Below are 12,707 nucleotides of genomic sequence, written 5' to 3' on the forward strand. Positions count from 1 at the left end.
AAATTCGGTCTTAAATTCTACTATTATAATTTTTTATACTTCTTTAAAACTCTAAAAAATAATTTTCTCAAACCAAAAGGCGCATTTAATCTTTTACTATTAGGAACATCTTTATATTGGTAAGTATTTTCCACTTTAAATTCTAAGCTTCTTTTTATTAATTTATCAATATTATTATCTAATTGATTTCCTATATGATAGGCATACGCTTTAGCTGTAGATAATCTATACATATTATTTTTATCTGCTAGAATATCAATAAATTTGTCTTCGTAACCATTAATAAATTTGATTTCTGGAAATGAATTTTCATTTTTAAAAATTTCGCTTTTGTAAGTTGCAACAAAATGACCTGAACCAATTATTGCTACTACATCGTCCTTTTTTAAGTAATACTGTTTTTCATACCAATGAAACTCTCGATTATTTCTATTTAAAATAGCCTCATTTCCTAATCCTTCGATATATAGTTTATTATCATCCTCTGAAACAATTTTACCATACTTTAAAGAATTTGTAAAAAAACTATCAAAAAAAACAGCACTATTATTCTTAAATGCTAAACCTTGACATGGCAAAGGAGCAACAACACCAGCTTTTTTATATGTATTAAAAATTTTAAAAACGTTTTCTTCCCATCCTTTAAGAAATAAAACGTCTGCATCACATATTGTAACATACGGCTCGAAAACACCTCTTACTTCATCTATTATACCGTAAACTTTTCCCTTATTTTCTTTATAGATTACGACTTTTTCTATAAAACTAGAATAACTATTTATTAATTCACCAACTTCTGCACAACTATTATTATTAATTACTGTAATTGCGGTTTTTAAATGGTCTATAGTATTCACTAAGTTTTCTAAACACGTTTTAAAAACTACTAATGAGTTTTTATAATACTCATCTTCTAGATTCGGGATATAAACAGGTATTATTATCCTATGAGCATAGCGCTTATTCTCTAAATCTTTATATTTTTCTGGATTTACTCCTGTTCTCATTATAAAATTTTACTAAAGATTTTTTTCATTATATTAAAACCCTTGATTACCAGTTTCAAGTAATTTAATTTATTTTCTTTAATGTATTCCTCTATTTTATTATTAAAAGTATTATCAAACGAAGTGAAAACATATTTTTTAATATAGTAATTAAGTAGAGTCTTAGACATTTTATTTTTATCCAATAACTCATCAAAAATGCTTAAATCTGTAGAATACAAAGAATCTTTAATTTGCCAATCCTTGTATCGGTTTTTTGTATTAGATAATTCATGTTTTCTGTAAAAAAATAAAATATTTTGAACTGCTCCATATTTAATATTTTCTATCGCAATAAACAATCTTGAATACACCTCAAACTCTTCAGCTATTTTTAACGACTCATTAAATCTAATATTTTTCCAAACTTTTAATCTCCAGATTGGGCCACAGGAGTTTAAAAAAACTTTATTACTTCTAGTAATAAAATCTTCTAGAATATTATTTGAGAACAATGGTAAATTAGAGCTTTTCAACTCTTTACTAAGAACTTTATTAGTGTCCAAATGTTCATATTCACAGGTTACAAAAGAATAATTTAAATTAGATAACAGCATATCCATCTGTAATTCTAATTTTCTTGGATGCATTAAGTCATCATCATCAAAAAAATGAATGTATTCTGCATTAATCTCTTCTGCTATATCAAGACTCATATTTCTAGAGCCACCTAATCCTTGAGGATATTTAGAGTTATCCTTAGTATAAAACTTGAATCTTGTATCTTTTTCGATAAATTCTTCTTCTACAAACGTCTTTGTATTATCTTTTGAGTTATCATCAATAATTATACATTTCCAATTTTCATAAGTTTGGTTAATTATAGAGTTTAAGGTTTCACCAATTAAATGCGCTCTATTATATGTTGCTAATAATATAGTAACTGTTGGTTTCATAATTAATAAAAAAATGATTTAAAAAATCTCAAAGGTTTTAAAAAATAATATCCAATCCTAAACTCTAATTTTTCTTTTTGTTTTATTTTTTCTCTTTCTTCTAATTCGATTTTTTTATATACCTGATTAATATAGTCTTCGATATACTTTATATATATTTTCTTATTTTTTAAATGAATAAACTTAGTTAAGTCATATTTTACTTTATTCGCACTATTTGTTGTAGAATTAGCCCTCCTTCTATAGTTAAATAAATATTCTCTTATAACAAATGTTTCTCCTCCATTTTCTAAAAGTCTTAAATAAAACTCCCAATCCTCAAAACCGAAACGCATTGATTCATCATAACCATGTGATATTTTCCAATCTAATTTTCTAAACATAAGAGAACCTAAAGCACTATTGCTGGTTAAAAAATTTGAAACATTACCACCTTTGGGTTTAAAAAAAGATATTTTTCCATTTGGGTCTAAAATATTTACAAAACATGTTACTAATTTAACTGAGCTATTATTGGTAATTATTTCAATAGCTTTCTCACAAAATGTAGGTTCAAAATAATCATCACTATCTAAAACAACAATATACTGTCCGTTAGCATTTTCAATACCCACATTTCTAGCTGTACTTTGTCCTTTATTTTCTTGAGTAATAAGCTTAGAAATTTTAGGTTCAATTTCTTTTAGTATAGATTTTGTCTTGCTATTAGAACCATCATCTATAACAATAATTTCTATATTATTATAAGTTTGGTTTAATGCTGAATCTACTGCTTCTTCAATATACTCAAAATCGTTGTAACACGGAATTACAAAAGATACTAAAGGTCTACTGTTTGAATGCATTTCTTAATATTTTTGATAGTTCTTGACCTTTATTTGTGTTAGATAATTTTGATTTATATAATTCTTTTAATTTAAATATAATATCATTCTTTTCTTGATAATCTAGATTAATAAAATTCATAGCAGAGTCGCATAATGCTTCAAACGAATTATTAACTACACAAGGTATTGTACTAAACCTATCCTGCATTGCACCAACATTATAACTTAATAACATCCTTCCTGCAGCAGCAGCTTCTAGCGCTGTAATAGGACCGCCTTCGTGTAAAGAGGTTACTAAAAAAACATGTATTTGTTTGTAAAATGTGTGTATTTGCGTTGGTAATATTACATTTTGGCTAAACGAAATATTTTTTAACACATTCAAACTTGCAGCCAAATCTACTAAAGATTTAATGTACTCCTCTTCTCCAACACCTTGAATTAACAAGGTTACTTTTTTATTTTTAGAATTATTTAAAAAAGCTATTAATTTAATCATAGCTTCAATATTTTTTTCTTTAGCAATCCTTCCTAAATAACCGAATTTCAAAGTATCAACTAGATCAAAATTAACAGGTGCAACATTTAATAATTTTTCTTCGTTAGGAATAATAATATCACTTACAAAAAGGTTGTTTAATTTATATTTGTCTTTCCAAAAATCGCTTTGCTTTGTATTAAATACAACAATTGAATTAAACTTTTTATAATATTTAAGATGTTGTTTTACCAAAATTTTAAAATGCCATAGTGTTATCTTAGCTGTTCTATTTTTTTGCTTTGAAAATGCTTTAAGTATAGGAAAGAAATAAACACTTTTGGGATAAGCCAATACATATAATGATGAATAAAACAGACTTTTATATTTCCAATATATAAATTCTGAAAAACGTATTCGAAAATTTAATTTGAAGAACAATCTATCGATTAATGTTATAAACGAACTTTCGAGACCTTTTGGGTAATTAAAAAAATGAATATCTCGATTATTAACCATAGTCTTGAATAGGTTATTGTTTATATTTTTTGGCGTAAAAATTGAAATTCTCTTATATTGTTTTGCGTCATAAAGGAACACTGCTGTTGTAACAGCTTCTATTTCTGTTCCGCCAATATTACTTAGATATGGTGTTGTTATGAGTAGTGAGTTTTTCAATTTAGTTATAACAGATTAATGCATTATCTTTTTCCTTAAAATTAAACTTTTTATAAGTCTTTTGTTAAATTTAAAAAACTGTTTTTTATCATAATTTTTTAGATAGCATATATATAAACTTATCCATTGAGAAACGTTGAGCTTTTTACTCTTTAATAAAGCTATTTCATATTTACGAATAATATGTAATCTACATGATTTGCTAAATTCTTTTAATTGATTAAAATATAAATCTGAATAAAAATTTTGTTCCGCTTTAATTTTAAGGTCTAAATTATCTGTTCGACCAGAAATACTTAAACTCGAAATCCTAATATTAACAATAGCTTGATTTATAGTATAAATAGGTTTATTATTTGAGAAATCAAGCCAAGCTTTGTCATCACTATAAAAAGCAAGAGGATAATGCGTAAAGCCTTTTTGTAAATATAAAGCTTTCGAAAAAATATACTCTGATAGCGAACTTCTTGTTGCTCCTGTAATTTTTCTACATAGAGATTCTTGGGCTGTTTCCCAAATAGGATGCGTATAAATTTTAGAGTTAATTGCATTTGAATCCTCACCGACAACGCAACTAGAAAACCTGATTAAATTACTTTTTCCTTTAAATTTTGTTATTTCCTCATAGAAAGATTCTATCAGATTATTAGCTATATAATCATCATCTCCAAGTATCATAATCCATTCTTCATCAATTACCATATTTAGACATCTTTCCCATTGCTTAATTAAAAATTGACCTCCTAAATTCGTATCAAACCTCTTATAGTTAATGTCTAATTTTGAAGTATATTTATCTATTAGTGATTCTGGATTTTCTGGACTAGAATCATTTCCAATGTAAACTTTAAAATTAGTATTCGTTTGGTTTGCTAAAGAAATTAAAGTGTCTTCAAAATAAGATAATTTATAATATGGAATAACAATTGCTATCATTTTGCACAAGTCTTTATCTTATTTAGATAGTGACCTTTTTAAATCTTTAAAAGAGATTAAATTTAAACTTTCCTTTCTATTTTTATTAAAAATTTCATATTCAAAATATGGATTTTTAACTGTTGAAAAATCGCCTATTCTTTTGGTTTTACTAATAATTCCGATTCCCCAATCTGTATCAATACAACATGAGTATAAATTCTCTTGTAATCTGTATTTATAAAAAGCTTTCCATGTAGTACCATTCCAGTTACCTAATGCAGGAGACAATCTATATTCGTATAATTCGCTAGCGTGAAAAAATGTTGGAGGATTACAATCATGTAAAACAATATAACCATCTTCTTTAATAAATTTTAAAGCGTTTTCTATGTCTTTTTCAACTTGTTCTGCTAAATGCAAACCATCAATAAATATGACATCAAATTTAATATCATTTGAAAGCACCTCACTTTTACTTAATTTATTAAAAAAAATATCACTTGTAAGTTTAAAATCTACAGGATTAGTTTCATTCTCAAAACCCGGATCTACACTATATTTTTTATTCGCTTTAATTTTATTAAAATTATGCTCTGGATAACGCACTCCTATTTCTAAATAATTAGTGTCACGTGAGAAAGTATCAAGTAGATAATTTATTACATCAAATCTTTTAGGTGATTTAGCCGTTTCTTTTTTTGTTTTACTTTGTCCTTCTACATGAAAAGAATCCTTAATATAAGTCTTACCTAAGTCAAATATTGTTTTATAATCTTTGTGTTTTGAAATTTCTTTAGAAACTCTGTAAGTATTTAATATTCTTTTTAGATACGCTTTCATTAATTTATATAATTAAAATATTGAATTACTGAACAATTTCAATATTAGACTCAAAAAAGACATCTCCCCAAATTTTATTCCATTTTATTATAGAGTTCTTATCTTTGGTTTCACTTAAAACTTCAAAACCAATAGCTTCATAAGCATGGTCTAAATCTTCTAAATTAGAATCAGCCAAACTCCCTTTAGATAAAGATATATTTATAAAATATTCTCCAAATGTTAAATTATGATTATTTATACTTAGATTAATAATCATCTTATCATCAATAATTTCAAAAGGTTTTGTAAAAAAAGAACCTATAGCTTCTTCATTTTGATTACAAATTGTACCACTTAAATTTAATAATCCTTTTATTTTTTTATGTCTTTTGATTAAAATTTCAAAATTTAAATTGGATCTAACACAAACAATGGGTTCCTTGGAAGAAATTTTTATTAACTCTACTAATCCAGATGTTTTTCTTTGTCTATGTGATGGTTTTAAAATTGATTCCCTTCGTTCAATTTTTTTAGAATTTGAAAGATAAAAGTTTACACTTTCAATTTGATTTCCTTCAAAAACAACTTTACCATGTTCCAATACCACTCCTCTAGTACATAAACTCTTAACCGCCGCCATATTATGACTCACAAATAAAACCGTTCTACCATCACCACGACTAATATCTTGCATTTTTCCTATTGCTTTTTTCTGAAACTCGGCATCTCCAACCGCCAAAACCTCATCAATAACTAATATCTCTGGTTCTAAAAAAGCTGCCACTGCAAAGGCTAAACGCACTGTCATACCAGAACTATAGCGTTTTACAGGTGTATCAATATAACGTTCACACCCAGAAAAATCTATAATCTCGTCTATTTTAGAGGCAATTTCTTTTTTTGTCATTCCCAGAATTGCTCCATTTAAATAGATGTTTTCACGTCCGGTCATTTCGCCATGAAAACCTGTACCAACTTCTAAAAGAGAGGCTATACGACCTCGTGTTTTAATTTCTCCAGTTGTTGGTCCTGTTACTTTTGAGAGTATTTTTAGTAATGTAGATTTTCCTGCTCCGTTTTTACCTATAATACCTAATACTTCACCTCGCTTTACTTCAAAATTAATATCCTGTAAAGCCCATACATACTCACTTTGTCCTTTAGTACTACGGTCGTTACTTTCTCCTACTTTTAAATAAGGATCCTGTTTGCCTCGTATGCGATGCCACCAACGATTTAAATCGTGAGAAATCGTACCTGTACCTACAAGCCCTAAACGGTATTGTTTAGAAATGTTTTCGGCTTTTAATATAATGTCACTATGCTCTATCATACCTATTTTCAAAATAACCTACAATTTTTCTTGATGCATTACCATCTCCATAAGGATTATGCTTTACAATTGTTTCCTTAGTGTTTAACAAAATGCCTTTAACCTTAGATACTATTAAATCTTGATCTGTTCCTACTAGTACAGAGCAACCTGCAGCAACACCTTCTTGGCGTTCTGTAACTGTTCGTGTTACTAAAACAGGAACACCAAAAGTTGGAGCTTCTTCTTGCACACCTCCAGAGTCCGAGATTATAATTTCCGATTGTTTCATTAACCAAATAAACGTTGGATAATCTAACGGAGCTATTAAATGCACATTATTTAAATTAGAGAGTCTCTTATACACAACCTCTTGTACATTAGGATTTAAATGTACAGGAAAAACAATTTCTATTTTGTCGTCTTGAGACAATTCGACTAATGCATTACAAATAGACTCAAATCCTAAACCAAAATTCTCTCTTCTGTGGCCTGTTACAAGAATTACTTTTTTAGTAAAATCAATGTTTTTATTTAATTCCGCTATCATTTCAGACTCATAACCAGCATTTAAAATAGTATCTGCTGTGTATAAGGCATCTATAACGGTATTACCAGTTACTAAAATGTTTTGTTCTAAAACACCTTCATTAATTAAATTTTGCTTTGCTTTTTCACTAGGTGCAAAATGATAATCGGCAAGCCGTCCTGTTAATTGTCTATTCATCTCTTCTGGAAAAGGAGAATACCTATTATAAGTCCTTAATCCTGCTTCTATATGTCCTATTTTTATTTTTCTATTAAACGCAGCCAATGCGATAACACTTGATGTTGTCGTATCGCCATGAACAAGAACTAAATCTATTTGTTCTCTTAAAAATAAAGCATCAATACCATTTAGAATTCTTGAACTTAATATATTTAATGATTGATTAGGCGTCATTAAATCAAAATCAAAATCTGGAACAATTTTAAAAAATTGCAGTACTTGATCTAACAAATCTCTATGCTGAGCAGTAACACATAATTTTGTATTGTATCCCGCTTTTTGAAATTCAAAATAAACTGGAGCCATTTTTATAGCTTCTGGTCTCGTACCAATACAAATCAAAACCGTTTTATTACTACTCATATTTTTTATTAATTAAAACTTTAGGATTAATAGTATCGATATCAAAAAAAAAACTTAAACATATAAATACTTACAAATGTTTTCGACTTTTAATATGATATTTTTTTTCTCTTTATTTGTAAATAGTTTACTTACTCAATCCTTTATTTTTTTTATTTGTAAATAATGGAATGTAAGAAACATTCCTTCACCACTAACCTCTCATTCTCACAACTCATTTCTCACTAAAAAAACACCTCACCACCATATTAAACGGTATCTATAAAACTCTTCTCGGTTTTATTAAAAATAATCAACCCAACTAAAAAAATAACAACACTAATTATTCCGGCATATAAAAAATTGTTTAGTGAAAACGCACCAACACCTAAAGTCATATATCTAAACAATTCTATAATAGTGGTCATTGGGTTATATTCTACCAACCATGAATATTCTGGCACTTTTTCTTTAAAGTAAGATAATGGGTACATTACTGCAGAGCCATACATAAGCAACTGTACACCAAAACTTATTAAAAAAGTTAGATCGCGATACTTGGTTGTCATAGACGATAAAATCATCCCGAAACCTAAACCAAATAAGCCCATAAAAATTATTAGAAAAGGTAATAAGACTAAAGCACTTTGAGGTATTGCATTAGCAGCTTGATTTGTAAAAAAAACAAAATAAATATAGAAGCTTATAAATACTAATAGCTGAATTCCGAATTTTAAGAGATTAGAAAATACTACAGATAGTGGTGTGATAACTCTTGGGAAATACACTTTTCCAAAAATATTTTGGTTCGCTTTAAAAGTATCACTCGTTCCTGTTAAACAGGCACTAAAATAATTCCATGAGGTAATACCTGCTAAATTAAATAAAAACGATGGTATACCAGATCCTGTTGGTATAGAGGCTAAATTATTAAAAATTAAGGTAAATATTACCGAAGTAAATAAAGGCTGAATAAAATACCATAATGGTCCTAAAATAGTTTGCTTATATTGAGTAATGATATCGCGCTTTACAAATAAAAATAGTAAATCGCGATATCTCCAAATTTCTTTAAAATTTAGATCTATTAATTTCCGTTTTGGAGAAATGGTATATAGCCAATCTTGTACTATTTCGGGTTTATTCACTTTCATTATTTTTAAAATAGTCCCAAGTAAGTTTTAAACCTTCTTTTACAGAAAACTGTGGGTGATAATCTAACAATTCTTTAGCTTTACTAATATCTGCTAAAGAGTCTTTTACATCGCCTGCTCTGGTTGGGCCAAATTTTGCTTTGATATTTTTTTTTGCTGAAACATTTATTGTATTCCAAAGTTTATTAACACTTATTCTTTCGCTACATGCTATATTAAAAACTTCATTTTTTGCTTTATCTGAGGCGAAAAAACTTTTAACATTTGCCTGAACAGCATTATCTACATATGTAAAATCTCGAGTTTGTTTACCGTCACCATTAATTGTTGCTGCTTTATTTTTATTTACAGCTTCCATAAATAGTGGAATAACTGCTGCGTAGGCACCATTTGGGCTTTGTTTTGGTCCAAATACATTAAAATAACGCAAGCCCACTACATCTGTATTATATGTTTTTCCAAAAACATCTGCATACAACTCGTTTACATATTTAGTAACTGCATAAGGAGATAAAGGCTTACCAATGGTATCTTCTACTTTGGGTAAAGTTTTACTATCACCATATGTAGAACTTGATGCAGCATAAACCATACGTTTTACTGTTTTACTCTCTTTTAAAGCAACTAACATGTTTAAAAAACCAGACACATTAACATTGTTACTTGTTATAGGATCGTTTATAGAACGTGGTACAGAACCTAATGCTGCTTGGTGACTAACATAATCTATATCTATCATCGCTTGTTTACAAGTCTCTAAATCGCGTATATCTCCTTCTATAAATTCAAAATTTGGCAAGTTTAAAAAAGATTCGATATTGGCTTTGTAGCCATTAGATAAATTATCTAAAACACGCACGTGTTTTGCATTATTTTTCAATAAATAGTTAACAATATTAGAGCCTATAAATCCGGCACCTCCAGTAATTAAAAACTGATATTGAGAGAGGTCTTTTGTATGATATTTATAGTTGCTTTCTAACACTACTTTTTAAATTTAAAAATATTAGTTATTCTGTTTAACAACCCTCTATTTTTCTCTTCATCCTCATGATAACCGTTACCATAGGTACCATACCCATAACCGTAACCGTAACCATACCCGTACCCATAACCATATTTTCCTTTTTGGTTATAGAAATTATAGATAAAGCTTATATTACTTAATTCTTTACGTTTAAATTTATCGTTTATAAGACTTAACATACCTTTTTTTGTATAATCTTGTCTTACCACGTATAGTGTTGCATCTACATATTCTACTAATTCTATAGCGTCTGCAACTAGCCCAATTGGTGGCGTATCTAAAATAATGTAATCGTATTTTTCTTTTAATTCTGCTATAAATTGATCCATAATATCACCCATTAGTAACTCTGATGGATTTGGCGGTACTGGTCCAGATACAATTAAATCTAAATTCTCGATTTTTGTTTGTTGAGTAATCTCTTCTAAGCTTTTTTGACCAATAAGATAGTTTACTGAGCCAATATTATTTTTAATCTCAAAATCATCAAATATTTTTGGCTTTCTTAAATCTAGGCCTACTAAAATTGTTTTCTTTCCGCTTAATGCAAAAACTGTAGCTAAATTAATAGAACAAAATGTTTTACCTTCTCCACTTACCGAAGAGGTTAGCATTATAGTTTTAGAACTTTCATTTGCTTGTTTTTTATACATGTATTGCAAACTAGATCTTAAACCTCTAAATGCTTCTGCAACAGTAGATTTTGGTTTTAAGTGTACAGCTAAGTTATTTACTGTTGTATTTTTACCTATAACACCCAATAATGGAATTTTTGATAATTTTTCTAAACTCTGTGGGTTATGTAATTTATTATCAAAAAAAGTAACTAAAAACGCGACTAATAGTGGGATAATTAAACCTCCTAAAAAAGCAAAAATATAACGTGCACTTAATTTTAAATCTATAGGTATTGCTCCTGTATCTTTTGCAGGATCTACAACCTGAACATCACTTACGCTAGCCGACTTTATAATATCTGCCTCACCACGCTTAGCTAAAAACATATTATATGTTTGTTCACTTAATGCGTATTGACGTTGTATAGTTAACAATTGCTGTTGGTCTTTTGGTAGTTTTTTTATTTTACTTGTACTCTGTCCTATTTTACCATTTACAAAATTAAGTTCGCGACGTAAACCTGAAGTAGCCGAGCTTATATTCTCTAACAATACAGATTTTAATGCTTCAATTTGATTATCTAAATCTACAAAAACTGAAGCGTCACTTCTTACTGTACTTTCATATTTTGATTTCTGTACAGATAGTGCATTTATTTTTGCTATATTATTTAAAATATTAGTATCATCAATTCCTGCTATAGATGGAGCAGGCAACTCGGTAAAACTATTACTTGTCTCTAAATATGTTTTTAAGCTTCTATAATAAGCTATTTTTCGGTTAATATTATCGCTTTCAGTTTCTAATTCAGAAAGCTTTTCATTTATTTGAATACTTTCTTCATCTAGATTAAAAATCTTATTTTTTTCGCGGTAATTATTTAAAGAATCGGTTCTAGAAATTAAATTTTCTTTTTCTCGAGCTAATTGTTTATCTATAAATGCTATAGTATTAGTTACAAAAAGATTTTTCTTATCTAATTGGTCTTTTCTTAAAATATCAACTGTTTTATTTAAATAGTCTACAATTTTAGCTGTATTTACATCCGTCATACTTAAATTAAGTATTGCGGAATTAATAGGGTTATCTATTTTAAGTTTATTTTTATAGTTACGAACTACAGCATCAAAATCACTAAATTCAATATAATACTCATCGCCAGCATTAAAATCGCGTTTATCCCTTTTTGTAATCGTTCCTTTTAAAAACGGCAAATTAATTGGCTCACCTAAAGTTGCTGGATATGTTTTAACACCATTAGTAGCACTAATAGTTTCATGTTCTTTAGTATCAAAATTCTGAGTTCTTAAAGTAGGAGATTCAAATTCTGTTTGAATTTCTAATTTATCACCTCCCAAAAAAGTAACTTTTATTGGATGGTTTAATACCTGGTAAGTATTTGGTGTTAAAGAAATTTCAAATGGTGCAGCTTTATAAATATCGTCTTTTCTAAAACGTGATTGCTTTAAATATTTTTTATAAAATGCTAAAGTATCTACAACTTTTTCGTGATGAGATCTAGACTGTAAAGTTGTCATAATTGTTTTTACTTTACCAGAAACGCCTCCCCAATTAAATGTTAAGCTTGTGTTTGATGTAAAAAGTGGATTCTTATCGTCTTCAATAGAAATTTGAGTACTTAATCTATATGATTGTTGTTTTCTAATGTTTTGTTGATATACAATAAAAATACCTAAGCCAATACACAACACAAACCATTTCCAATAACTTAAGGCACGTATTAAAAAAGCCTTTACATCAAAAGGTGATTGTGCTTGGGACTCTAAAAGTTCAAATTCATCATTCATAAAATAATTCCT

The 12,707-nt window shown here is 28.1% G+C and carries 11 protein-coding genes; all 11 read right to left on the bottom strand.

What is annotated here, in order from left to right; genetic code table 11:
* Window positions 1-23: 23 nt before the first annotated feature.
* Window positions 24-1,007: a glycosyltransferase gene (locus CLV86_RS07375; RefSeq protein WP_121051275.1), complete on the bottom strand. Its 984-nt coding sequence runs from the start codon at window positions 1,005-1,007 to the stop codon at window positions 24-26.
* The gene (locus CLV86_RS07380) at window positions 1,007-1,942 is read right to left on the bottom strand and encodes a glycosyltransferase family 2 protein (RefSeq protein WP_121051277.1); all 936 of its coding nucleotides are present in this window, start codon (window positions 1,940-1,942) and stop codon (window positions 1,007-1,009) included. Before CLV86_RS07380 ends, CLV86_RS07375 begins: the two co-directional genes overlap by 1 nt.
* Window positions 1,943-1,944: 2 nt before the next feature.
* A complete protein-coding gene (locus CLV86_RS07385; protein ID WP_121051279.1) occupies window positions 1,945-2,787 on the bottom strand; it encodes a glycosyltransferase family 2 protein in 843 nt (280 codons plus the stop codon).
* A complete protein-coding gene (locus CLV86_RS07390) occupies window positions 2,771-3,925 on the bottom strand; it encodes a glycosyltransferase family 4 protein (RefSeq protein ID WP_147427019.1) in 1,155 nt (384 codons plus the stop codon). The genes CLV86_RS07385 and CLV86_RS07390 overlap by 17 nt, the downstream gene beginning before the upstream one ends.
* Before the next feature lie 15 nt (window positions 3,926-3,940).
* A complete protein-coding gene (locus CLV86_RS07395) occupies window positions 3,941-4,861 on the bottom strand; it encodes a glycosyltransferase (RefSeq protein WP_121051283.1) in 921 nt (306 codons plus the stop codon).
* Window positions 4,862-4,879: 18 nt separating this feature from the next.
* Window positions 4,880-5,683 (bottom strand): class I SAM-dependent methyltransferase, encoded by an 804-nt coding sequence (locus tag CLV86_RS07400; RefSeq protein ID WP_121051285.1) that lies wholly within the window; start codon window positions 5,681-5,683, stop codon window positions 4,880-4,882.
* Between the two features lie 25 nt (window positions 5,684-5,708).
* Entirely contained in the window at window positions 5,709-6,998 is a 1,290-nt protein-coding gene (locus CLV86_RS07405; protein ID WP_121051286.1) for an ABC transporter ATP-binding protein, read from the bottom strand.
* Window positions 6,985-8,109: a non-hydrolyzing UDP-N-acetylglucosamine 2-epimerase gene (gene wecB / locus CLV86_RS07410; RefSeq protein WP_121051288.1), complete on the bottom strand. Its 1,125-nt coding sequence runs from the start codon at window positions 8,107-8,109 to the stop codon at window positions 6,985-6,987. Before wecB ends, CLV86_RS07405 begins: the two co-directional genes overlap by 14 nt.
* A 248-nt stretch (window positions 8,110-8,357) precedes the next feature.
* Window positions 8,358-9,242, bottom strand: coding sequence for an ABC transporter permease (locus CLV86_RS07415; protein ID WP_121051290.1), 885 nt, complete (start codon window positions 9,240-9,242; stop codon window positions 8,358-8,360).
* On the bottom strand, window positions 9,229-10,227 hold the full coding sequence (locus tag CLV86_RS07420; RefSeq protein WP_121051292.1) for an SDR family oxidoreductase: 999 nt from the start codon (window positions 10,225-10,227) through the stop codon (window positions 9,229-9,231). The genes CLV86_RS07415 and CLV86_RS07420 overlap by 14 nt, the downstream gene beginning before the upstream one ends.
* A complete protein-coding gene (locus CLV86_RS07425) occupies window positions 10,227-12,695 on the bottom strand; it encodes an exopolysaccharide transport family protein (RefSeq protein ID WP_076733646.1) in 2,469 nt (822 codons plus the stop codon). Before CLV86_RS07425 ends, CLV86_RS07420 begins: the two co-directional genes overlap by 1 nt.
* Window positions 12,696-12,707: the final 12 nt, after the last annotated feature.

The sequence above is a fragment of the Lacinutrix venerupis genome, assembly GCF_003663945.1.
Classification (GTDB): Bacteria; Bacteroidota; Bacteroidia; order Flavobacteriales; family Flavobacteriaceae; genus Lacinutrix; species Lacinutrix venerupis.

Coding starts and splice junctions, on each gene's coding strand:
- CLV86_RS07375 (WP_121051275.1), bottom strand. CDS start 1,007: ATGAGAACAGGAGTAAATCCAGAAAAATATAAAGATTTAGAGAATAAG.
- CLV86_RS07380 (WP_121051277.1), bottom strand. CDS start 1,942: ATGAAACCAACAGTTACTATATTATTAGCAACATATAATAGAGCGCAT.
- CLV86_RS07385 (WP_121051279.1), bottom strand. CDS start 2,787: ATGCATTCAAACAGTAGACCTTTAGTATCTTTTGTAATTCCGTGTTAC.
- CLV86_RS07395 (WP_121051283.1), bottom strand. CDS start 4,861: ATGATAGCAATTGTTATTCCATATTATAAATTATCTTATTTTGAAGAC.
- CLV86_RS07400 (WP_121051285.1), bottom strand. CDS start 5,683: ATGAAAGCGTATCTAAAAAGAATATTAAATACTTACAGAGTTTCTAAA.
- CLV86_RS07405 (WP_121051286.1), bottom strand. CDS start 6,998: ATGATAGAGCATAGTGACATTATATTAAAAGCCGAAAACATTTCTAAA.
- wecB (WP_121051288.1), bottom strand. CDS start 8,109: ATGAGTAGTAATAAAACGGTTTTGATTTGTATTGGTACGAGACCAGAA.
- CLV86_RS07415 (WP_121051290.1), bottom strand. CDS start 9,242: ATGAAAGTGAATAAACCCGAAATAGTACAAGATTGGCTATATACCATT.
- CLV86_RS07425 (WP_076733646.1), bottom strand. CDS start 12,695: ATGAATGATGAATTTGAACTTTTAGAGTCCCAAGCACAATCACCTTTT.